Annotated in this window: 17 protein-coding genes; 8 read left to right on the top strand and 9 right to left on the bottom strand. The window is 36.5% G+C overall.

Annotated elements, in window-relative coordinates; all coding sequences use genetic code 11:
• Positions 1-40 precede the first annotated feature (40 nt).
• The 3 genes from BUE84_RS11870 to BUE84_RS11860 all read right to left on the bottom strand — a co-directional run bounded on the left by BUE84_RS11870 (position 41) and on the right by BUE84_RS11860 (position 3,377).
• Complete coding sequence (locus BUE84_RS11870; RefSeq protein WP_079241814.1) at positions 41-919, bottom strand: DMT family transporter; 879 nt, start codon at positions 917-919, stop codon at positions 41-43.
• Between the two features lie 64 nt (positions 920-983).
• Positions 984-2,255 carry an aminotransferase class I/II-fold pyridoxal phosphate-dependent enzyme gene (locus BUE84_RS11865; RefSeq protein WP_185117024.1) on the bottom strand — a complete coding sequence of 424 codons (1,272 nt, stop codon included), beginning with the start codon at positions 2,253-2,255 and terminating at the stop codon, positions 984-986.
• Positions 2,256-2,339: 84 nt separating this feature from the next.
• Entirely contained in the window at positions 2,340-3,377 is a 1,038-nt protein-coding gene (locus tag BUE84_RS11860) for a PLP-dependent cysteine synthase family protein (RefSeq protein ID WP_034697765.1), read from the bottom strand.
• 222 nt (positions 3,378-3,599) lie between these two features.
• On the opposite strand from BUE84_RS11860, the gene BUE84_RS11850 reads away from it, so the two are divergent.
• The 8 genes from BUE84_RS11850 (at position 3,600) to BUE84_RS11815 (ending at position 16,665) form a co-directional block, all read left to right on the top strand.
• Positions 3,600-7,085 (top strand): DUF2723 domain-containing protein, encoded by a 3,486-nt coding sequence (locus BUE84_RS11850; protein ID WP_079241812.1) that lies wholly within the window; start codon positions 3,600-3,602, stop codon positions 7,083-7,085.
• A gap of 89 nt (positions 7,086-7,174) precedes the next feature.
• Positions 7,175-8,668, top strand: coding sequence for a hypothetical protein (locus BUE84_RS11845; protein WP_079241811.1), 1,494 nt, complete (start codon positions 7,175-7,177; stop codon positions 8,666-8,668).
• Between the two features lie 122 nt (positions 8,669-8,790).
• Positions 8,791-9,318: a DUF1697 domain-containing protein gene (locus BUE84_RS11840; protein WP_079241810.1), complete on the top strand. Its 528-nt coding sequence runs from the start codon at positions 8,791-8,793 to the stop codon at positions 9,316-9,318.
• 409 nt (positions 9,319-9,727) lie between these two features.
• The gene (gene kdsA, locus BUE84_RS11835) at positions 9,728-10,537 is read left to right on the top strand and encodes a 3-deoxy-8-phosphooctulonate synthase (RefSeq protein ID WP_079241809.1); all 810 of its coding nucleotides are present in this window, start codon (positions 9,728-9,730) and stop codon (positions 10,535-10,537) included.
• 43 nt (positions 10,538-10,580) lie between these two features.
• On the top strand, positions 10,581-12,818 hold the full coding sequence (locus BUE84_RS11830) for a TonB-dependent receptor plug domain-containing protein (protein WP_079241808.1): 2,238 nt from the start codon (positions 10,581-10,583) through the stop codon (positions 12,816-12,818).
• A gap of 129 nt (positions 12,819-12,947) precedes the next feature.
• A complete protein-coding gene (locus BUE84_RS11825) occupies positions 12,948-13,328 on the top strand; it encodes an HYC_CC_PP family protein (RefSeq protein ID WP_238594414.1) in 381 nt (126 codons plus the stop codon).
• A 116-nt stretch (positions 13,329-13,444) separates the two neighbouring features.
• Positions 13,445-13,918, top strand: a complete 474-nt coding sequence (locus BUE84_RS11820; RefSeq protein ID WP_079241807.1) for a DUF3347 domain-containing protein — start codon at positions 13,445-13,447, stop codon at positions 13,916-13,918.
• 89 nt (positions 13,919-14,007) lie between these two features.
• Positions 14,008-16,665, top strand: coding sequence for a multicopper oxidase domain-containing protein (locus BUE84_RS11815; protein ID WP_167595390.1), 2,658 nt, complete (start codon positions 14,008-14,010; stop codon positions 16,663-16,665).
• Between the two features lie 300 nt (positions 16,666-16,965).
• Here BUE84_RS11815 and BUE84_RS11810 read toward each other — a convergent pair whose 3' ends face one another.
• The 6 genes from BUE84_RS11810 to BUE84_RS11785 all read right to left on the bottom strand — a co-directional run bounded on the left by BUE84_RS11810 (position 16,966) and on the right by BUE84_RS11785 (position 23,577).
• Positions 16,966-18,999: a S9 family peptidase gene (locus BUE84_RS11810; protein ID WP_079241806.1), complete on the bottom strand. Its 2,034-nt coding sequence runs from the start codon at positions 18,997-18,999 to the stop codon at positions 16,966-16,968.
• Positions 19,000-19,072: 73 nt separating this feature from the next.
• The gene (locus tag BUE84_RS11805) at positions 19,073-20,191 is read right to left on the bottom strand and encodes an FAD-dependent monooxygenase (protein WP_079241805.1); all 1,119 of its coding nucleotides are present in this window, start codon (positions 20,189-20,191) and stop codon (positions 19,073-19,075) included.
• A 78-nt stretch (positions 20,192-20,269) separates the two neighbouring features.
• The gene (locus BUE84_RS11800; protein ID WP_079241804.1) at positions 20,270-20,770 is read right to left on the bottom strand and encodes a GNAT family N-acetyltransferase; all 501 of its coding nucleotides are present in this window, start codon (positions 20,768-20,770) and stop codon (positions 20,270-20,272) included.
• A 15-nt stretch (positions 20,771-20,785) separates the two neighbouring features.
• The gene (locus BUE84_RS11795) at positions 20,786-21,394 is read right to left on the bottom strand and encodes a hypothetical protein (protein WP_079241803.1); all 609 of its coding nucleotides are present in this window, start codon (positions 21,392-21,394) and stop codon (positions 20,786-20,788) included.
• Positions 21,395-21,580: 186 nt separating this feature from the next.
• The gene (locus BUE84_RS11790; protein ID WP_002979276.1) at positions 21,581-22,447 is read right to left on the bottom strand and encodes an RNA polymerase sigma factor RpoD/SigA; all 867 of its coding nucleotides are present in this window, start codon (positions 22,445-22,447) and stop codon (positions 21,581-21,583) included.
• A gap of 338 nt (positions 22,448-22,785) precedes the next feature.
• A complete protein-coding gene (locus tag BUE84_RS11785; protein ID WP_047374592.1) occupies positions 22,786-23,577 on the bottom strand; it encodes a S1/P1 nuclease in 792 nt (263 codons plus the stop codon).
• Positions 23,578-23,761 lie beyond the last annotated feature (184 nt).

The following is a 23,761-nucleotide window of genomic DNA, read 5'->3' as shown; positions in this document are numbered from 1 at the left end:
CCTAAAGAAGCCCGGCTTTTATATTATTTTTTATATCAGGTTAAGCATGACCTATTTTCTTTTGATCACCAATGACATTCAGGGTAACTCCAAAAAGAATTAAAGTAATCCCGATGAGCAAATTAGGCGTAAATTTTTCATGAAACATCAAGACACTGATCAGTACAGCAACTACAGGCTCCAAAGCTCCTAAAATAGCAACAGGAGTAGATCCGATATATTTGATCGCAAATACCAAACATAAGCTGGAAATAACTGTAGTAAGAAATGCAAAAATAAGGAAGTTAATAAAAATTTCTGTTGAAGGAATAGCAAACGATTCATTTGCCATCAAAGCTTTGGTCATAAAGAACATTGAGGTGAAAAGCATAGAATAAAACGTAAGCTTAAATCCGGAAACCTTGATATTCGATTTGTTGACAATGACCATATATAATGCATAGAACAATGAACTAAGCATTACAATTCCCAATCCTGCAAAATTAATTTCCAGTCCGTTTCCTTTTAAACATAAAACAATGACTCCAGCGAAAGCAAGAAGTAAAGATGCTCCCGATAGCCTGGTCAATCTCTCTTTGTAAAAGAAAAGCATGATGAGTGCTACAATAATCGGATAAATAAATAAAACGGTAGAAGCAATTCCTGGCGTGAGGAAATCATATCCTAAAAACAGAAACTCTGAAGAAAGGGCATAGCAGATTCCAAGGATAGCCAGAATTAAGGCTTCTTTTTTATTGATTTTAAAACTTTCTCTGGAATACAGCAAATATCCTCCCACCATTAGAGCCGAAAAGAAAAATCTGTAAAACAGCGTGATGTCCATTGAAAAGTGTGCCTGCTTAACAGGCAGGATAAAAATAGGAATCAAACCATATGAAACGGCTGATAAAATTCCCAGTGTGTAACCTCTAAGTTTCATTTGCTTTATAGTTATTAAATAAAAAAGCCACTGAATCAATCAGTGGCTTTTTTTATTTTTAAGATTAAATTGGTTTAAAACTTAATCCTTGTTCCTGCAGTAATTTTTGTTCCTGCTCTTTGTAGTAGCCACCTACTAATTTATCATGAATTGCTTCAAACGCTGCCAGAGTTTCGTTGATCTCTGCATCGGTATGAGAAGCGGTAGGAATAAGCCTTAAAAGAATCATTCCCTTCGGAATGACCGGATATACCACCACAGAGGTGAAGATACCGTAATTTTCTCTTAAATCTTTTACCAATAGAGTAGCTTCTACAGGAGTTCCCTGCATCATTACCGGAGTTACACAAGTATTAGTGTCTCCAATATTGAATCCTCTTTCTGTAAGTCCGTTCTGTAGTTTGTAAACATTCTCCCAAAGTTTAGCTTTGATCTCAGGTCTTGTTCTCAATAGCTCAAGTCTTTTCAATCCTCCGATTACCATTGGCATTGTAAGAGATTTTGCGAAGATTTGTGATCTCAGGTTGAATTTCAGATATCTGATGATTTCTTTGTCACCCGCAAGGAATGCTCCGAAACCTGCCATTGATTTAGCAAAAGTAGAGAAATACACATCAATCTGATCGTTACAGTCCTGCTCTTCACCTACACCCGCACCTGTTGTTCCAAGTGTTCCGAAACCGTGAGCATCATCTACTAAAAGTCTGAACTGGTATTTGGATTTAAGATCGCAGATCTCTTTGATTTTTCCCTGTTGTCCTCTCATTCCGAAAACACCTTCTGTAATCACAAGAATACCTCCTCCTGTTTCTTCAGCCACCTTGGTTGCTCTCTGAAGGTTTTTCTCAAGACTTGCCATATCATTGTGCTTGTAGGTAAATCTTTTACCGGAATGAAGTCTTACTCCATCCACGATGCAGGCATGAGAATCCATATCATAAACAATAACATCATTTCTGCTTACCAAAGCATCAATGGTAGAAACCATTCCCTGGTAACCGAAATTCAATAGATATGCTGATTCTTTTTTTACGAAGTCTGCCAATTCTCTTTCCAGCTGAAGGTGCTGATCTGTTTCTCCAGACATTGCTCTTGCTCCCATTGGATAGAACATTCCGTATTCTGCAGCCGCTTTTGCATCCGCTTCTATTACTTCAGGATGATTACACAATCCTAAATAATCATTAGCACTCCAGAAAATTACTTCTCTACCCTGAAACTGCATTCTAGGGCCGATGGGTCCCTCTAATCGTGGGAAAATAAAATAGCCTTCACCATAATCTGCAAATTGTCCAAGTGGTCCTGGATTTTCTTTTATTCTTTCAAAAATATCCAACATTGTATCGTAATTTTTAAGTAATAAAGCCTTTTTTGTCTGAACACGCAAAAGGCTTTATTTGTATCGTGATTTTATTCGTTCTTATTTGATAAACTCCGTTTTGAAAACTTCGTCGTAATTGTGAACACAGTTGTTGACAAATCCCTGTTCAGCCATCCATTTATCACTGTATACTTTAGTGATGTATCGGGAACCGTGGTCAGGATATATTAAAACAACTATATCATTTTCTGTAAGCTCATGAGATTGGGCATACTGCATCAATCCCTGCGTTACAGCTCCGGTAGTATAACCTCCCATAATAGCTTCTTTCAAAGCAATTTCACGGGTTCTGTACGCGGACATTTCATCATTTACCCTTACAAACTCATCCACCTTGTCGAAAAGCAGGGCAGAAGGGATCAGGTTTTTACCCATTCCTTCGATCTGATAAGGATGTACATCTTCTTTATGAATTTCTCCTGTCTCGTGATAGCTTTTAAGGATAGAACCATCAGCATCTACACCAATGATTTTGATATCAGGATTTTTTTCCTTCAAAAACTTGGCAGAACCAGACAGTGTACCACCAGTTCCTGTACAAGCGAAAAGGTGAGTGATCTTACCTTCTGTCTGTTCCCATATTTCAGGACCTGTTGTCTGATAGTGTGCATCAATATTAAGTTCGTTAAAATATTGATTGATGTAAATAGAATTAGGGGTTTCCTGAGCGATTCTTTTAGCTACTTCATAATATGATCTGGGATCATCCGCCGGTACATTGGCCGGGCATATATACACCGTGGCCCCCAATGCTTTCAGATAAGCAATTTTTTCAGGTTTTGTTTTATCACTTACTGCAAGAATACATTTATATCCCTTAATGATACATACCATCGCAATAGAAAACCCAGTATTACCGGAAGTAGTTTCTACAACTACAGAATCTTCTTTTAAAAGGCCTTTTTTCTCTGCGTTCTCTATAATATGAAGTGCGATTCGGTCTTTGGTGGAATGTCCAGGATTATATGATTCTAACTTGGCGTATACGGTTGCTGGAATATCTTTTGTAACAGTATTTAGCTTCACCATAGGAGTGTGTCCTATTAGGCCAAGAATATTATCGTAAACATTACTCATTATTTGTTATTTTCAATAAAAATCTGACTGCAAAAATACAAAAAAATAAATAATTACTAAACTTTTGTTTGATTTCTAGGGCATAGTTTGTAAAAAAATATTTTAGTATTTTCAGTTTTGACACGAGTATAATCGCAAATACTACGCCAAAATTTTTAAATTTTGTTAAAACCCGCATAAAATAAGATAAAAGCCTTATTTTCGCATAATTGATTTAATACTATGAAAAATTGGACTTTTAGGCAATGGAACACCGTTTCAGGATGGGTGATTTTCGTCATTGCTTTTTTCACGTACTTGTCCACCATAGAACCCAATTTCAGTTTCTGGGATTGTGGCGAGTACATTTCTTCTGCAGTAAAACTTGAAGTAACGCACGCTCCCGGAGCTGCTTTATTCCAGATAGTGGGTGCCGTGGCAGCCATTTTTGCATTAGGGAAAGGCGAAAACTATTCTATCGTGATCAACGCGATGTCTGCATTGTTCAGTGCGCTGACTATTTTATTTTTGTTTTGGACGATCACTCATTTTGTGAGAAGGCTTTTAAACAAAGATTTTGAAGAAATTACAAAACATCAGGAAATCTCTATTTTATTTGCCGGAGCGATAGGAGCACTTTGCTTTACGTTCTCAGATACATTCTGGTTTTCGGCAGTAGAAGGAGAGGTTTACTCTATGGCTTCTATGTTTATTGCGCTTTTGGTCTGGTTAATCACCAAATGGGAGAATGAGTATCAAGCGGGAGACAGTGAAAGATGGATTATTCTTATTTTCTTTATTTTAGGACTTTCTGTGGGAGTGCACATGATGTGTATGCTAGCGATTCCTGCAGTATGTCTGGTTTACTATGCAAGAAATTATAAGTTTACCTGGAAAAACTTTATCTGGGCAAACCTTATTACACTGGGGATTTTGATTATTGTTTTCAAAATTATCTTCCCTTTAATTATGACGATGTTCGGAAGACTTGAGATTTTCTTTGTGAATGGTCTTGGACTTCCTTTCCACTCAGGAACAATTGCAGCGTTTATTTTAATGGTAGCGATTTGCTATTTCTTAATTAAGTATGCAAGAAAAGCAAAAAGAAATATCTATCAGACCGCTGCATTATCTGTAGTTTTCATGATGATTGGGTTCTCTTGCTGGATGGTTATTCCTATCAGAGCCAACGCAAATCCACCGATGAACCTTAATGATCCTGATACAGCAATTGGTATGCTGGATTATTATAACAGAGAGCAGTATGGTGACTGGCCTACAATTTACGGGCAAAACTACACGGCATTCCTTGATGCTAACGGAATTGAAAAGAATGAAGACGGAAGTTTTAAAACACAAAAAACCGGAGAGATCTACGAAAAAGACGAAAAAACCGGAACATACAGAAAAACCGGAGACCGTTTCAATTATGTATTCAACAAGTCTCAGGTGAGCTTAATGCCAAGAATGTTTAATGAGGATAAGGATGTAATGGCAAACTATATTTCTATGTATGGTGCTCCTGATTTTACATTCAACTATGGTAATGAAGATGTGGCAGACAATCCACAGGCTAAGCAGATTTTTGATGAGCTGAGAGCTAAATATGAAGACAAATCCATTACCGCTTCAGATTATCTGAAAGTAAAACCTTATAACCTGATCAATGTTCAGAAGCCTTCATTACTTCAGAATATGGATTACTTTATTACTTTCCAGAACGGATATTACTTTGTAAGATACCTGATGTGGAACTTCGTAGGAAGACAAAATGACCTTGAAGGAAACATGGAAAGCACAAAAGGAAACTGGATTTCCGGTATTCCTTTCATTGATAATGCTACTGTAGGAAATCAGGATAAAATGCCTGCTAAATTCAAGAATGAAAGTACAGTAAAATTCTTCTTCCTTCCATTAATTTTAGGTTTGATCGGATTCTTTTTCCAATTGAACAGAGACTTCGGAAGATTCTATGCCTTGTTATCTTTATTCATTTTGACAAGTGTAGGGATTGTTTTCTATACAGGAGTAAAACCTTTTGAACCGAGAGAAAGAGATTATGCAATGGTAGGTTCATTCTATGCGTTTGCGATCTGGATTGGATTGGGAGCAGGAGCCATCCTATGGTTCTTACAGTCTAAAATAAAATCAAACGGAGCTAACATTGCTTTAGGAGTGGTTTTATTAGGAGTACCTTTCATGATGGGCTTCCAAAACTATAATGTTCATGACAGAAGCGACAGATATACAGCGTATGATTATGCATATTCAGTATTAAAATCATTACCGAAAAACGATATCCTTTTCGTGTACGGAGATAATGATACTTATCCGGTTTGGGCTATTCAGGAAACAGAGCAGTTCAGAGATGATGTGAAGGTAGTGAACTTTACCCTTGCTTCAACGCCATGGAATCTGGATCAGGTGAAAAGAAGAACGTACAACGCTATGGGTATTCCTAGCCAGTTGACACACGATGATTACAGAGATGGAGTAAATGACCAGATTTATATGATGAAGAAGGAAGATTGGGAAGGTGTTTTCTCTATGCTGAAAGAACAGGGAGCTCCGGAAACAGAATTCCAATCGTTCAGAAAGTATCTTACTCAGGATTCTTTAACATTGAAGCAAGCAATTGAATTCATTAAATTCAAATCTCCTGAAAAAGACGAATTGTTGAAAATGTATTTTGGAGAAGAGAAATTCGAAAAATACAATATCCTTCCGGTAAACAAATTCATCCTTCCTGTAAATAAAGAAAATGCTTTAAAAGCTGGAATCATCAACAAAGAAGATCTTCCGAATGTAGCCAATCAAATCATGATTACTTACAAAGGAAATACACTTTATAAGAACAACCTTATTCTGATGGATCTTTTAGCGAACTTCGACTGGAAGCGTCCGATCAACTTCTCATCAGGAGGGATTTATGACAGCGAGAATATTTTCTATCTGAACGATTACCTTCAGTTTGACGGATTCAGCTACAGATTAATTCCTATCCAAACGCCTCCGACAGCTGATGGAGATATGGGAAGAGTAGATACTAATTCTCTTTATAATGTAGTGAAAAACTTCAGATGGGGGAACTTCAAGAATTTAAATGCTCACTTTGATGAAACGGCTACTTCCAATATCATCAGCTACAGAATGTCAGCAAGCAGAGCGGCGGCAGCCCTTGCGTTAAGCGGACAGAAAGCTAAAGCATTAGAAATTCTGGATCTTGCAGCGAAAGAAATTCCAGCAGAGAAATATAATGATCCTCGTTCTTTAAGTTCAATTGTTTCAGGATACATCATTGCAGGTCAGGAACAGAAAGGTCTTCAGCTTGCTGAGGTACTTAAGAAAGGGATCTTTGAAGAATATGATTATTATTTAAGTCTTTCTAAAGCAGATCAAAGCTATCTGAGAAGACAAATGAGAACAAAACCAATGGAATATTCTCTTGTTGTTTCTGCAGTAACAGACGCTTACACAAAGATCGGACAGAAAGAAAAAGCCTATGCTTATCTGGTAAAATCCATAGAGCCGATTGACAAGAAGTTCAATGTATTTATCAAAGATCTTCAGGAAATGGGCAGAGATAAGGCGATGAAAGAGTCTGAAAATGTTCAGCAGATCACGCCGTTCTATCAGTACTTATTTGATGTCATGGAACCATATGATTCTACGTATTCAAAAGAAAAGGAAAATCAGATTACCAACGCGATTATCAAAGCGACAAAATAAAAATACTTTAAAACGGAACTTCGGTTCCGTTTTTTTATTATTGGGAATCCTGAATATTAAGGTTATATTTGTGAAAGTAAAAATACATAATGTCCGAAACACAAAATAGCAAATTCCCAATCTATGCCGTCATTGCTACGGTTCTTTTTAAGCTTCTTTTTTTATTAACGCACTACATTCAGGAAGATGCATTTATTACCTGGAGGGTTGCTCAGAACCTGTTGGATTATGGAGTAATCGGCTTCAATGGAGATACCAAGATTTCTGCCTCTACCACACATCTGTATGTATTTGTATCCTATATTTTCAATTTTGTTTTTGGAAAAGAAAACTTTATTGAACCTCTTTTGATTTTTAATTCTTTACTGTTTACCATAGGAACGTTATGGCTGTCTCATTTGGTTTTAAAAAATCCATGGCATAAAGTTATCTTTATATTTTTGATAGGGATTTTGCCGCCATCCATTAAAATTTCAATTCTTGGAATGGAATACGGAATTCTGTTTTTTCTGGAGATGGCATTGCTGTACTACGGATTTAACAAAGGGAAAAAATGGGTAGTGACACTTCTTCCTGTTTTAATCATGTTTACAAGGATTGATACAGTAATCTTCCTGGGAATTGTATTTCTAGTGGATCTATTCTGGAACAGAAAAATCAGATGGAATTATATTTTTGGCGGAGTGCTGGGAGTCTTAGCCACAGTTGCCTTCAACTGGTTTTACTTTGGCGAACTGGTTAATAATACCATTACTGCAAAAAAACTTCTTTATAGCGAGAACTTTACGATCCAGCAGCATATTGGTTACTTTTTTAAGAGCTTCGGAAACTTCTGGGGAATGCTGAAAGTTCCGGGAGATTTTAATCCTCTCACCATTGTAGTCTTGATTTTTGAACTGCTTTGCTTTATTTATCTGATCAGACAACGAGAGAAGAGAAACTACTTCTTGTGGATGATTTTTCTTTTCGGATGGGCAAAACAAATCATTTTTATTTCTCAGAAAAGCTTGTTCGACTGGTATTACTGGGTGCCGCAGCTTTTGCTTTTTGTTCCTATTCTTATTTTTGTATTGGAACAGAAAGAAAAGAGAAATCTATGGCTGTCATTGCTTGTGATATTCTATATTTTCCCCATGCTTGTTTTCCAGACTGTTCACTGTATCGCAACAGGAAATGGGGAATGGAACTACCGCAGAACAATTGGTACCTTTTTACATCAATATGAAAAAGATAAAAATCAATGGATCTTGCTTGAACCAGCAGGTTATGTTCCTTATTTTTCAGGGTTAAAAACGATTGATGAGGTTGGGCTGGTAGATAAAGAAATTCAGGAGGAAATAAAAAAAGATAAGGTAAATTACTGGATCAATACCGTAAAGACAAGAAAACCGAAATATCTTCTTTCTTACCAGAATCTGTACGAAGGAAATACGGCAAATTCAGAATATTATAAAACTCACTACAGGCTTTTAAAAGAATTCCGGGTGAAAGATCATCTGAAAAGTAATAATAAGATTTTAGAAAAAATTTACCACCTGAAACCTTCAGGAACAGACTATAATTTGTACATTAGAGTTGATTAAAAGATTGAAATATTTAAGCATTTAAAGATTAAAAAAATAAGGAGTTCTTATAATTTTTTCACCCTCAAACCCTCAAACTTACAACCTGCAACCTATCATCTAATCCCTAATCCCTGAAAAAAATGAAATACTGTGCTTTTCTCCGTGGTGTCAACGTAAAAGGAACCAATATGAAAATGGCTGATGTGTGCCAGGTTTTTAAAGATGCCGGAATGAAAGACGTGAGTTCAATACTGGCTTCCGGAAATATTGTATTTTCTTCAGATAAAAGTATTGGAGATTTAAAGGTCATTCTGGAAAAAGCAATGTCAGAGTACTTTTCTTATGAAGCCTTTTTGTTTGTAAAATCTCAGGAAGAAACTGAGGTTTTCTGGAACAGTATTCCTTTCGAAAAAAATGATGAACTTCATATTTATGGTTTTGTTGGAATTCCAGGGGTTGAAAAAGTTCTGATGGAAGAATTTCAGAAAGCTGCACAGGCAGAAAATGAAAAGGCAGAGATTATCAATGATATATTTTACTGGCAGGTTCCGAAGGGCAATACCTTAGATTCTACCTTTGGAAAAGTATTGGGCAAAAAAAGTCTTAAAGATCAGTTTACCAGCAGGAATGTGAATACGTTTGAGAAGGTTTTGAAAAAGATGAATTAAAATATTTTCTGCTTATTTTAGGTTTTGGCTAAAGCCAATTGAGTATTTTATCTTTATTAAACGGGCTAAAGCCCGTTCCTATTGAATAAATAATAGTCCACAGATAGTATATTTTTTATAAAGGAATGAATAAAACTCACAGTTTGTCATTCCGAAGGAATCTAATCTCGCATTCCACAAGCATTGTAAAAAATTAATCAAAGCAATACTTTGCCCAGATTATTGTTTCTTAACTTTCCCTAAACCCTAAACCCTAAACCCTAAACCCTAAACCCTAAACCCTAAACCCTAAACCCTAAACCCTAAACCCTAAACCCTAAACCCTAAACCCTAAACCCTAAACCCTACAAATAATTTCCATTTGTGAAACTTTCTCAGTATTTTTACTGAACTTTTTAATTACAACAAAATGATTCAGTATTTAGATAATATTTCGCACAAAGATTCAAAAAACTTTTTCCTTATTGCCGGCCCTTGTATCATTGAAGGAGAAGATATGGCATTAAGAATTGCTGAAAAAGTAATCAGTCTCACAGATAAATATAATATTCCCTATATCTTCAAAGGAAGTTTCAAAAAGGCTAACAGAAGCCGTGTAGATTCTTTCACAACTATTGGTGAAGAGAAATCTCTTGAAATCCTTAAAAAAGTAGGAGAGACCTTCAATATTCCTACCACTACAGATATTCATGAGAATGAGCATGCAGCATTGGCAGCACAATATGTAGATGTATTACAGATTCCTGCATTCCTTGTACGTCAGACTGATTTATTGGTGGCTGCAGCACAAACAGGAAAGTGTGTGACTTTGAAAAAAGGACAATTCCTTTCACCGGAAGCAATGAAGTTTGCCGTTCAGAAAATTACAGATTCTAACAATCAGAAAGTAGCTATTATTGAAAGAGGAAATTCTTTCGGATATACAGATCTTATTGTGGACTACAGAGGAATTCCTACGATGAGAGAATACGCTCCAGTGATTTTGGATGTTACTCACTCTTTACAACAACCTAACCAAAGTTCAGGGGTTACAGGAGGAAGACCGGATCTTATTGAAACCGTTGCCAAAGCAGGAATTGCAGTAGGAGCAGACGGAATTTTCATCGAAACGCATCCTACACCGGAAACGGCATTATCTGATGGTGCCAACATGTTAAGATTAGATTTATTAGAAGATTTGTTACAAAAATTGACAAGAATTAGAGAATCGATTTTGTAATTGTTAAAAAAACATTAATTTTAGAAATTCTAAAACATTTCTTTTGAAAAAACTAGTTTTACCGCTAAGCCTTATGGTCCCTGTACTGTTTTTCTCCCAACAAAGGAAAAAAGATACAGCGACTACTAAAGTAACCGATATAGAGGAAGTTGTCTTCCAGAAAAAAGCAACAGGAAGAACCAATGACCTTACCAACGTAAGAATTTCAGCGAAAGAAGCGAAATCAGTAGCTTCTATTAATGGAGGAATTGAAGGATTGCTTAAAACATTACCTTCCGTAAACTCCAACACCGAGCTGTCTTCACAATATATGGTTCGTGGTGGAAACTATGATGAGAACCTTATCTACATTAATGATATTGAAATCTACAGACCTTTCCTGATCAGAAACTCTCAGCAGGAAGGGATGAGTATCATTAACCCGGATATGGTTTCCGCAGTGAATTTTTCCGCAGGAGGATTTGAAGCCAAATATGGGGATAAAATGTCTTCCGCTTTAAATATCTATTACCGTGAGCCTGAAAAATTTGAAGTTTCAGGAGAGGCAAGTTTAATTGGAGGAAGGCTGACAACAGGCCTGGCTTCCAAAAATAAAAAATTTACAGCCTTATTTTCCGGAAGATACAGAAACACCAATCTTGTTCTTAATACTTTAAAAGAAGATACAGATTTTAACCCGACGTATTGGGATTTTCAGTCTTATCTGAATTATCATGTGAGTGATAAATTCACGATGTCATTCATCGGATATTATTCCAAGAATGATTATCAGATGATTCCTAAAGCGAAAAGTGTTACGTTTGGAAGTCTTCAGCAGCCTATCACTGTAAATATTGGCTATGGAGGGCAGGAAAATGACCAATATAAAAATATGATGGGTACATTTTCCATGAACTATAAGCCTGCAGACAAATGGAAGCTTACACTGGATGCCTTTGCTTATCAGAACAGAGAAAGAGAGTATTACACAATACAGTCAGCCTACGAGCTTCAAACTTTTGATCCTGTGACGCAGCAGCCTGTAACGTCTTTCGATGTTGGAGGGCAGATAGAACATGCAAGAAATGACTTGTTTGTAAGAACATACGGAACACAGTTCAGAGCAAAATTCTCTCCCAATGTTAATACAGACTTTGAGGTTGGATTTAAATATGAAAAAGAAAATCTGAAAGATCTTACCAATGAATGGAAATTAGTAGATTCTGCAGGATACAGCATTCCAAGACCGGAAGTCATTGATCCGAGAACCGGAACTACAGGAGATCTTAAGCTTGCTTATTATATTGCCGGGCAAAATAATATTGAGCCTACAAGACTTTCAGCATACGCACAGTATTCACAGAAGTTTTATTGGGGAGCCAGTAAAGTATTCGTGAATGCGGGAGTACGTGTGGCGAACTGGAGTTTCAATAAAGAAACAATATTTTCTCCAAGAGCACAGTTTGCGATCAAACCGGATTGGGACAGCGATATGTTGTTCAAAATTTCCGGAGGTATTTACTATCAGTCTCCTTTTTATAAAGAGATCAAAGATTTGGACGGTAATTTTAACTCCAATATAAAGTCACAACGCTCTATCCAGGTAATTCTTGCCAATGATTACGAGTTCCAGATGTATGACAGACCCTTTAAGCTGACTACAGAACTTTATTATAAGAAAATGGATAACCTGATTCCATATTATATGGATAATGTAAGGATCCGTTATTCCGGGCAGAATAATTCTAAAGGATATGCTTATGGTATTGATACCAGATTATTCGGAGAATTTGTTCCGGGTGTAGATTCATGGTTATCTGCGAGTTATGCAAGGGTGTATGAGAATATTGATGGAAGAGGGGATATTCCGAGACCTACAGATCAGAGGTTGAGGTTTGCGATGTTCTATCAGGATTATATGCCAAGCTTTCCGTCTATGCGTGTAAACCTTACCTTAGTGTATGCGATGGGATTGCCTACAGGAGCTCCCGTAATGTTTAACAGCAATGGACAACCTGATTTTGGTTCAGCTTATAATTATCAGCAGACGCTGCCTTCTTATAAAAGAGTAGACTTAGGATTAACAAAGGTATTTATTGATCCGAAAGAAAAAAATAAGAGATCGGGTTTCTGGGGTAATTTCGAGGAACTTACATTAGGTGTTCAGGTTTTCAATGCATTTAACATCAACAACACTGTTGCTAACCAATGGATCACGGACTATAACAGCAATTATATGTATCCTGTTCCGGTACGTCTTACAGGGCGTTTCTTTAATGTGAAACTGGAATTCAAACTATAGAATTGAGATCAAAAAATAAAATAAAAGCTTCCGAAAATCCGGAAGCTTTTTTGTTTACCCGAATTTTATAACAACATTACCAAATTCTATAACAACGGTTTCAGAGATATTTTTACCTTTGTCTTACTAATGAAAAAGATTCTTGCCATATTGTTTTCTATTTTCTACTTCGGATTTTCTTCCGGAGCAGCTTTTAGCATTCATTATTGTATGAAAGAATTTATTTCTGTAAGTCAGAAAGCGGATGACATCTGTGCGAAATGTGGTGTTAAAGAAAAGAAAGGATGTTGCAAAACGGAGATCAAAATCGTAAAAGTAGACGATTCCCAGAAATCTGATTATCTGAATGTTGATTTCTTAAGTGCTGTTTCAGAGATTCCGGTGAAACATCAGTTTACTTTCATTGATAAATCTTTTTCTGCCACTAAATTTACTCAAATTCAGATCAATGCACCACCTGAAGGCCGTCTGATAGCTATCTACATCAATCATTGTAATTTTAGAATTTAGAATTTGTCAGTCGTTTGCGGTATAAGCATATACTGTTATGAGCGACATGTACTGACGCATTTACTGATGCGTAATCCATTATTCTTTATTAAAAATTAATTCTAAAATTTAAAACAATGAAAAAATATATCATCACAGCAGCTTTATCATTATTCTCAATCGTTTCATTATCTGCACAATCTAAAAAGGATGCTCAGGTTTCTAAACTATATCAGAATTATATTGCTATCAAATCAGCGTTAGCTTCAGATGATGCGGATAAAACTTCAAAAGCTGCAACAGAATTCATTAAAACAGCTTCTGTTATTGATTATAAAGTAGTTTCAGAAGGAAATCTTAATGTTCTAAGAAAAGATGCTTCTGTTATTTCCGATGCAAGAACTATTGCTGCACAAAGAGAAACTTTCTTAAACCTTTCAGATAATATGATTGCTCTGACCAAGCAGTTCAAGCTTTCTGAAAAACCAGTTTATGTTCAATATTGCCCAATGGCAGACGGAAGCTGGCTAAGCGATGAAAAACAGATCGTTAATCCATATTACGGAAAGTCTATGCTTACATGTGGAAGTGTAAAGTCGGAGATTAAATAATTACCATACTATTCTTTAAAATAATAAGTTGCATGGCTTGAACTATAATTAACTTTAAGCTTTGCAACTTCTAAGAAGTTCGAAATATTATGAAAAAGCTGATAATGTTTCTGATACTTTTGTTCTCTGTATTAACTTTCGCTCAAACTACAAAAAACGTTTATACTTGTCCGATGCACCCTGAAGTGGTGTCTTCTAAACCTGGAGACTGTCCGAAATGCGGAATGACTCTGGAGAAGAAAACTGCTGCCGTAAAGTCAAAATCGGTAACCAAACCGGAAGCGAAATCTATAACAGAGGCAAAAGCAAAATCCTCAGAAACAAAAATAAATACAATCCATTCTCAAATTACCTATGCATGTCCGATGCATCCGGAAGTAGTTTCAGACAAACCGGGAAAATGTCCTAAATGCGGGATGGAGCTTGAGGAAAAAGAAGATCATTCCCCTACAGATAAACCGAAGTCAGAAAGTTCTGTTTTAAGAAGAAATTCTGAAAACGGGAGAATTACTTTTGGAGGAAAAACAGTTCGTTACGATCTCTATGTAAAAGATACGATTGTCAATTTTACAGGAAAAAACAGAAGAGCAATTGCAATCAATGGTAAACTCCAGTCTCCAACTCTATATTTTACGGAAGGAGACACGGCCGAGATCTATCTGCACAATATGCTTAAAGAAAATACAGGATTACACTGGCATGGTGTGATTCTTCCAAACGAACAGGATGGAGTTCCATACCTTACCACAAAACCTGTAAAGCCTGGAGAAATCCATTTATATAAATTCAGAATCTCTCAAAACGGAACGTATTGGTACCATTCTCACGAAGCGCTTCAGGAACAGATAGGAATGAACGGTATTCTGGTTTTCAAGAAAAGAGAAGGTGAACCCAAAACAGAATACAATGCTGATATTCCGGTATTACTGGGAGATTGGAGTGATGATGACCCCATGCAGATTGCAAGAAGACTTCATATGGCCAATACAGACTGGTATGCGGTAAAGAAAAACGCTGTACAAAGTTACTGGGAAGCCATCAAATCCGGAAACCTGGGAACAAAGGCTCTGAATGAATGGAAAAGGATGGAAGCCATGGACGTAAGTGACGTGTATTACGATAAATTCTTAATCAATGGTTCTCCCAGCTCAGATTATTCTAACTTAAAAGCTGGTGACAAAGTACGGTTGAGAGTTGCGAACGGAGGTTCATCTACCTATTTCTGGCTGAATTATGGCGGTGGAAAGATAAAAGTAGTGGGAAATGACGGAAATGATGTGGTACCAGTAGAAGTTGACCGACTGATTGTAGGAGTTTCAGAAACGTATGACATTGAAGTTACCATTCCCGAAAATAAGAGTTTTGAATTCAGAGCAACTTCTGAAGACAGAATAGGACATGCTTCTCTCTGGCTGGGTTCAGGTGAAAAGGTTGAAGCTCCCAATCTTCCGAGATTGATGCTTTTTGAAGGAATGAAAATGATGAACGGTATGATGGAGATGAGCGGAAATATGAAACCGATGAACATGACAATGGGAAATCAAATGATGGATATGAACGAAGTGATGTATCCGGAATTGTCTGAAAACCAAAGAAAAACTACAGCGAAGCACATCAATGAGATGATGGGAGTGAAAACCAAAGAAGATAAAAAAGAAGATCATTCTCAACACTCAGGAATGGAGATGAAGGAAGAAAAAACGATTAAGAGACTTTCTTATAATATTTTAAAATCTCCTGAGAAGACCATTCTTCCCACAGACAGTCTTCGTGAAATGAAATTTACACTGGAAGGAAATATGAATCATTATCTGTGGACACTGGATAACAAAACCGTTACAGAAACAGATAAAATTCTGATCAAAAAAGGAGAAGTCCTTAGAATTAAACTCTATAATAATTCCATGATGCGTCACCCGATGCACCTTCATGGTCATGATTTCAGATTAATCAATTCAAAAGGAGAGTATTCTCCGCTGAAAAATGTAGTGGATATCATGCCGATGGAAACTGTAACCATAGAATTTGCGGCCAACCAGGACGGAGACTGGTTCTTCCACTGTCATATTCTATACCATATGATGGCAGGGATGGGAAGAATTTTCAGTTATGAAAACTCGAAACCCAATCCACAGCTTCCGAACAGAAAGCTGGCCTGGAAAAACTTTATACAGGATAATAAAATGACCAGTTCTATGGCAATGCTGGATTTAGCAAGCAATAAGATCCATGCAGAAACAATGACGATGTTTGGACCGAGATGGGCCAATCTGAATGAGTTTCATACCAACTGGAATTTTGATCATTTTGAAGGAAGTGCAAAAGTAGGGCGATTCTTAGGTAAATTTCAATGGGTATTACCTTATGCAGGAATTAGAGTGCAGAAAAATCATGAGATCATGGAGAGACAGATGGCAGAAGATCTGGGAATGGAATTTCATGGTAAAAAGACCTGGTTTGGACAGCAGAAGGCTTCAAAAAACAGATTTGCATTGATGGTGGGTATGCAGTATGTATTGCCAATGCTGATTACTGCTGATGCAAGTGTTGATCAGAACGGAAAAGTATTATTAGAGCTTAGTCGTGAAGATATACCGCTTTCCAGAAGGCTGAGAGGGAACTTTAGCATCAATTCGGACGGTGAGTTTTCTACAGGACTTCGGTACATTGTGCAGAAATGGTTATCCTTTTCCGGAAACTATGATAAAGAAATAGGTTGGGGTGCGGGTGTTACTTTAACTTATTAATTACAAATAAATTATATTCAAAAAAGCTGTCTCATTGAGGCAGCTTTTTTTGATCAAATAGATGTTAGTTATTGCCAAACTGTATATAAACACAAAGAATAGATAATTGTAATGTTTAATTTTAGAAGGCAAAGAAGCAACTTCGTCGCTGAAGAAGCTTTATGTAATACATTTGCTTAGAAAAAGAGTTTGTTTATTCCCTTTTATAGGTCCTAAAGATATATTCTATATAGACCGGAATCAATAAAAAAAGCCATCTCATTTTCACGAGATGGCTTTATATAATTGATGCAAATGCTTTTATTTAGAAGCTCCTGCGGCTTTTTCAGTCTTTGCTGGTGTATAAGTAACTTTCGAAATATCAACCGTCATTTCTTTCAGACGTTTTGCTACATTTTCAGGCATTTCTTTCTGATATCTTCCTCCGATTACTTCAGCGAGGAATTTCTCTGTTTCAGCATACATCGCCATACTATTTACCGGTTTACGGAATCCGTGACCTTCATCATCCGCTAAGATATAATTAACCTTTTTACCTTTATCACGAAGCGCGATGACAATCTGATCTGCCTCAGCCTGCTTTACTCTTGGATCATTAGCTCCCTGAACAATCAGTAAAGGTTTGTTGATTTTATCTACACTGAATAAAGGGCTTGCCTCATGCATACGTTTTTTACCTTCTTCCGTTTTAGGATCACCTACCATCCCATAAAGGAAAGCACGGGCAGCTTCCCAGTAAGCAGGAACTGAATCCAGTAACGTAAATAAGTTACTTGGTCCTACGATATCTACTCCCGCAGCATATACATCCGGAGTGAAAGCCAGACCTGCCAGTGTTGCATAGCCACCGTAGCTTCCTCCCATGATGACTACTTTATTTTTATCTGCAATTCCCTGATCAATAAGGTATTTTACGCCCCAGGTAATGTCATCCTGCATCAGTTTTCCCCATTGAAGGTCTCCGCCATTCTGGAACTTTTTACCATAACCGCCACTTGCTCTGAAGTTAGGCTGAAGCACGGCATACCCTCTGTTGGCTAAAAACTGTACTGTTGAGTTATATCCCCAATAATCTCTTGGACCTTTTGGGCCTCCGTGAACCAAAACAACAACAGGAACATTCTTGCCAGATGAACCTACAGGTAAAGTCAGATAAGCCGGAATTTCAAGTCCGTCACTGCTTTTATAGCTGATAGGAGTCATTGCAGCCAGATACTTCTCAACCTTTTTCAATTCTGTTCTTGGCGTATACTGGAATATGAGCTGTTTTGTCTTTGCATCGAAGAAATACGCTTCTGAAGCATATTTATCTCCTCCCACAGAAACCAGAAACTTAGAATAATCATTGGTAGAACTTGCAAAACCAACCTCTCTTCCTGGGAATTTACTTTGCAGGAATTTATAATTAGCTTCCCACGCTTTATCTTTCCAGTAATATTCTGTTTTATCTCCTGTATAAGACGTATAAATCATCTTTCTTGTATTTCTGTCCATAAACAGTCCTCCAAAATCTACTTTATCTTTAGGATCACTTTCTATTTTTGTAATCTGTTTTGTTTTCGGATCCATCAGGAATAGTGCAGATTTATCCAGATCTCCTTTATTGGTTACCAGATAAAACTTAGAATTGTCTTCGTTCCAGTTTGATATATAAGCACTTTCCGTTACCAATGTTTCGTAAATAGGAGTCAGCTTATCGCCTTCTTTGTAAAAAAACTGTGTGGTTCCTTTATCATCCGTTTTAGAAAGAACCCTCAATTTTTCATCCCAGTCAAATTCATAGCTTGTAATACGGTCTGTATTTTCGTAAATCTTTTTCAGCTGTCCTGTAGAAATCTTCAGTGAATATAAATCGTGCCATGCTTTATCACGGTTATTCAAACCAATCATTAGTAAATCAGGATCTTTTCTGCTTGCCAGATAAATACTTGCAGTAACGTCTTTAAGCGGTGTTATATTTCTTGATTCCGGAACTCCTTTTGTCACTTTTGCCATAGGATCTACTGCAAAAATATTCATGTTTTCATCTCCGTTATTATCTTTTACATACAGGATATATTTTCCGTCTTCTGTCCAGAAATATCCATTCAACGGGCGTTTGCTGTTTGTTAAAGGACGTGCTTTTTCAAAAGGCTCATCAATTTTTTTTACCCAGATATTCATAATCCCCTCATATTCTTTTGTAAAGGAAATCCATTTTCCATCCGGGCTCAGTTGTCCTCCTGAAATTTCCGGGTTACCAAAGAATAAACCTCTGTCCAGTACCGGGACCTCCTGTGCTCGTGCTGTATGTACTCCTATGAGCAGGAGCAATACATAAAAGATTTTTTTCATGTTTTTAAGTTTTAGTTGTTATTAATAAATTGTTTATGATTTTTTAATTTTTATCGATTCTAACAATAATGACCTACATTTCCAGTTCTATGATTTTTCTCGCCATTTTCTGATTCATACTTTCCGGTAGTAAGCCCATCAGAAAATTCCGGATTGAATTTCCTCTTTCCCATTGAGAAACCTTTCCGATGGTACGGCTTGTATTGACGATAGAGTCAACTTTTTTTCTTCTGATCCCTTGAAACTTTTTGAAAATAGCATTGAAATCCTGATGATCTTCCAGTAATCTTCCAATGATATAAGCATCTTCAATGGCCTGGCAGGCACCTTGTCCCATATTGGGAGTTGTAGCGTGGGCCGCATCACCAATCAGACAAAGATTTTCAGAATACCATTGAGGAATAGGAGCGAGGTCAGAAATTGTGTTGCAGATAATATTTTCGTTGGTGGTAGCTTCAATAATTTTTAAAACCAAAGCATCAAAATCTTTAAAGATCTCTGCAATTTTCAAATCCTTTCCAAAGCTTTTTTCATTGACACAGGCATACCAGTACACTTTTTTATCAGAAATTTTTACAAAACCGAAACGTTTTCCTTTTCCCCACATTTCAAAAGCTTCCTGATGGTGTTTTTCCGGAAGGTCAAAATCTACCAGGCCACGCCAGCATTTCTGCCCAGAGTTCCGTATGATACCTGTTTTCAGGATCTGATTACGGATAGGAGATTTTATACCGTCGGCTCCAAAAACGATTGTACTTTCAATCCGTTTTCCATTTTCAAAATCTAAAATATAGTTTTCTTCTTTTCTTATTTTTTGTAATGAATGGTTCAGTTGTATAGAATCTGGGTTTAAATTTTCAGCCATAATTTTCTGAAGCTCAGCCCGGTGAATGGCAACGTTACAGGAATTGTACTGAAATTCCAGTTCCATAATCTCTGTTTTGGTGATGGTCTGTAAAGATTCATTGGCGATAACGATTCTATGAACTTTATTACCTGCATTTTCAATCTTTTCTTTTAAGCCCAAACGATCAAAAACCTGCATGGCATTGACGGCCATCATAATTCCGGCTCCTACAGGTTTTATTTCGGGAGCAGATTCATAGATCGTAAAATCATATTGATGCTTTTTCAGTACATTTCCGAGGGTAAGTCCTCCGATTCCGGCTCCGATGATTGAAATGGTGTTCATAAGGCTTAGTTTTATTTAAAACGTAAAGAGGTGAAAGATTCTTATTGGTATATCTTTTTATGACAGTCTAATGGTAACTTATAGCGTTAAAATATAACTCTCTGATACCTTTTTAAAACCATATCGGCTGAAAAAGTTGTGAGCACCATGATTATTGACTCCGCTTTCCAGCAAAATGAAACTGATATTCCAGTTTTTAGATTCATGAATGGCTTTCTCCAAAAGAGTACTTCCCAGGGATTGACCTCTCACAGACTGATCCAGGAGCATATCCTCCAGAATTGCATATTTTTTAAAAGGACTGTTGATGACGTTGAAAACCATCATGCCGACAATTTCTCCATTTTCATTTTCAGCGATCAGAATATTCAGTTTGGAGTTCCCGTCAGAATTAAAATCAGTGATTAGTTGTTCTGTCAGAATCAGTTCAAGATCTGGATTCCAGTGGTGTGAATCTATAGCTCTTCCTGACATCATTTCGCCATGAGAAATGTAAGCATCTGTTTTATGGGTAATGAAAAAGTCTACGAGTTCTTTCACTCGGCTTTTATCGGTAAGCCATTGGGTAGTATATTTCATGAGGTGTAATGGTTTTTATTTTAATTTTTTCAATTCTTCTAGAAGTTGATTCTGCTTATTGATAAATTGATTGAGGTTGTCTGCTTTCAGTGGATGAGCGGTTTGGTATTTTTCAATTTCAGGAAGCGTTTTTCTGATTTTGAATACAAGGTATTGATCATGAAGTGTGGTCCTATTTGCTTTTATTTTGGCGATGAGGTCTCGGATAGTTTGTGTTTTTATATCGTATTTTTCAGAGCTTGCTTTTATCTCTTTTTCAATTTGTTTTTTTGTAACAGAATCGGTTACCGAATTTGATAGTGCCATTGCATCATTATAGTAGGTTTCCGATTTACCGATAATATCATCATATTCCGAAATGGAGTTTTCAGCTTCCTTTTGAATATTTTCTATTCTTGTATCAAGATCCTGTAAAGTTTTATCATTTTTTATCAGCTCCTGATAGATTTCATGAACAAGGTTTCCTTCACGTGAGGAGTATCTGGTATTTTTTTTAATAGTTCCTGAAACTGAAGACTCAGCATTGTCAACTGCGTTTTCTATCACAGGAGCCTGCTGCGATTTGTTTTCTCCGCAGGAAAGCAGAGATAAAGCCAGAATAGAAGCGAAAAGTATTTTTTTCATAGTATGTTTTGTTTTGGTTGAAAATCAGCTTCATATCCAAAGCAACTAAAATTAATCATTTCAATTCTAACACAAGAGATTAAAGGATATGATTTTAATTAGTTGAACAAACCTTGAAAAATGTTACATCAATAAAAAAACGGAGCCTGAAACCAGACTCCGCCTATAAAATTTTTTACGCTAAAATTATTTACCCAGATAAGATTTAAGAATCTTGCTTCTGGTATTGTGTTTTAGTCTCTTAATTGCTTTTTCTTTGATCTGACGAACTCTCTCTCTTGTAAGATCGAAAGTTTCACCAATTTCTTCTAAAGTCATTGGGTGTTTTCCGTTCAGTCCGAAGTACAATCTTACCAGATCAGCCTCTCTTGGCGTCAAAGTATTCAATGCTCTTTCAATCTCGATTTGTAGAGATTCCAGCATCAGATCTTTATCAGGACTTGGAGATTCTCCTGAACGTAATACATCATAAAGATTAGAATCTTCACCTTCTACTAAAGGTGCATCCATAGACAGGTGTCTTCCGGAGTTTTTCATAGATTCTTTGATATCTTCCTCGCTCATGTCAAGAACTTCAGCCAATTCTTCCGGAGAAGGTGGTCTTTCATTTTCCTGTTCAAGGTGAGCGTATGCTTTATTGATTTTGTTGATAGAACCAATCTTGTTCAATGGTAGTCTTACAATTCTTGACTGTTCAGCCAATGCCTGTAGGATTGATTGACGGATCCACCATACTGCATAAGAGATAAATTTGAAACCTCTAGTTTCATCGTACCTTTTTGCCGCTTTCATTAATCCTAAGTTACCTTCATTAATCAAATCGGGTAAAGAAAGACCTTGATTTTGGTATTGCTTAGATACAGATACTACGAAACGAAGGTTGGCTTTGATTAATTTCTCAAGTGCGGCTCTGTCACCTGCACGTATTCTTTGTGCCAATTCTACTTCCTCGTCCGCAGTGATCAGTTCCACTTTACCAATTTCCTGCAAATACTTGTCTAATGAAGCAGTTTCCCGGTTGGTAACCTGCTTAGTGATTTTTAATTGTCTCATTTATTTTATCCTCAAAAAAGAGTTACTATAATATATACGTATGAAAAGGTAAAAAGGTTACACAAGGTGCAATATTTTTTGTACAATATATAAAGTAAAATACATTAATGTACATTTAAAATAATTTAATTCACTGATATAAAGTGTTTTATGTTATTTCTTGTTTTGAAAATAAAATTTAAATTAGTAATCAAAACCCTGGCATTCATTCGAGAAACCTGTCAATTCCTTAAACTTTAAACAAAAAAAACGAAACCGAAGTCCCGTTTTTATCTCTAAGAGTTATATTTTAAATTGTATTGGGTTAAAAACCCGAAACCTGCAACTCGAAATTCTACTTAGAAAAGCTCATTCAATACTTTTGCCAGTCTCAATCCTCCGTACAACAATTGTCTTTCCATTGTTTCATTGAATTTATACTGATAGTCATAAGATAACTTAGAATCGTTTGGAGTCTGTGCATAAATCTTGTTGGCGATTTTATGAGAATCATACAACCAGTCTTCCAGTGTTCCGGATTGAATCTGTGCTACTTCTTCTTTAGATTTGATATCTAAAAGCTTGGAATATTCAGTGTAGCTGTATTTTTGAGAATCTACTAATTTTCCATCCCAAACAGAGTGTAAATTGGTTTTTTCCCCGAAATAGGTAACATTGATTTTGTTTCCACCCAAATCTTCAGCTCTTCCTACGTGAAGTGGCTGTGCAAGGTCTCCCATAATGTGGATAAGGAAGATTAAGGCAATTTTTCTGTCTTTTTCAGAAGTGTTTTTGTCTTTGATCTGGCTGGACAATGTATTTACCTGAGTATAAAGGCTTGGTCCTGCCTGTGCTTTTAGATTTTGTTCAAAAGCTTTAAAATCAGTCATCGGATCAATGTTTACATAATGCCATGAAGAAGCCTGCTTCCATGCACCTGTAGTGTCAGATTTTATAAAATCCGGCCAGTTCGCCCAATAAGCCAGACGCTCTTTTCCCATGATTTTTTTAATCTCTCTTCTTGCTTTGCGGGAAAGGTGGTTTTGTGCAATGTCTGCAATCACCCTGTGTCCCGTTAATCCCCACGCATAAGAATAAAGTGAAGAGGCCATGAATGCTAAAATCAGAATTTTAGAATAAATACTTTTCATTTTAAATAACAATTTTCAGTCTGCAAAGATACGGCCCACTTTCGGAATGAGCATACATAATGCTGAATTTATTCTATAAGATAATGTTAATAAAATTTAATGTAAATAAATACATAATAATCTTAGGTTTGAAAAGAATAGAAAACATTGAAGATAAAGGTGTAAAACTCTTCATATTCTATAT

It is taken from the genome of Chryseobacterium indologenes (genome assembly GCF_002025665.1).
Lineage (GTDB): Bacteria > Bacteroidota > Bacteroidia > Flavobacteriales > Weeksellaceae > Chryseobacterium > Chryseobacterium metallicongregator.
This window is presented reverse-complemented; position numbering and strand designations above follow the sequence as displayed.

Coding starts and splice junctions, on each gene's coding strand:
- BUE84_RS11790 (WP_002979276.1), bottom strand. CDS start 22,447: ATGAGACAATTAAAAATCACTAAGCAGGTTACCAACCGGGAAACTGCT.
- BUE84_RS11800 (WP_079241804.1), bottom strand. CDS start 20,770: ATGAAATATACTACCCAATGGCTTACCGATAAAAGCCGAGTGAAAGAA.
- BUE84_RS11820 (WP_079241807.1), top strand. CDS start 13,445: ATGAAAAAATATATCATCACAGCAGCTTTATCATTATTCTCAATCGTT.
- BUE84_RS11845 (WP_079241811.1), top strand. CDS start 7,175: ATGTCCGAAACACAAAATAGCAAATTCCCAATCTATGCCGTCATTGCT.
- BUE84_RS11825 (WP_238594414.1), top strand. CDS start 12,948: ATGAAAAAGATTCTTGCCATATTGTTTTCTATTTTCTACTTCGGATTT.
- BUE84_RS11805 (WP_079241805.1), bottom strand. CDS start 20,191: ATGAACACCATTTCAATCATCGGAGCCGGAATCGGAGGACTTACCCTC.
- BUE84_RS11860 (WP_034697765.1), bottom strand. CDS start 3,377: ATGAGTAATGTTTACGATAATATTCTTGGCCTAATAGGACACACTCCT.
- BUE84_RS11785 (WP_047374592.1), bottom strand. CDS start 23,577: ATGAAAAGTATTTATTCTAAAATTCTGATTTTAGCATTCATGGCCTCT.
- BUE84_RS11840 (WP_079241810.1), top strand. CDS start 8,791: ATGAAATACTGTGCTTTTCTCCGTGGTGTCAACGTAAAAGGAACCAAT.
- BUE84_RS11815 (WP_167595390.1), top strand. CDS start 14,008: ATGAAAAAGCTGATAATGTTTCTGATACTTTTGTTCTCTGTATTAACT.
- BUE84_RS11850 (WP_079241812.1), top strand. CDS start 3,600: ATGAAAAATTGGACTTTTAGGCAATGGAACACCGTTTCAGGATGGGTG.
- BUE84_RS11795 (WP_079241803.1), bottom strand. CDS start 21,394: ATGAAAAAAATACTTTTCGCTTCTATTCTGGCTTTATCTCTGCTTTCC.
- kdsA (WP_079241809.1), top strand. CDS start 9,728: ATGATTCAGTATTTAGATAATATTTCGCACAAAGATTCAAAAAACTTT.
- BUE84_RS11810 (WP_079241806.1), bottom strand. CDS start 18,999: ATGAAAAAAATCTTTTATGTATTGCTCCTGCTCATAGGAGTACATACA.
- BUE84_RS11870 (WP_079241814.1), bottom strand. CDS start 919: ATGAAACTTAGAGGTTACACACTGGGAATTTTATCAGCCGTTTCATAT.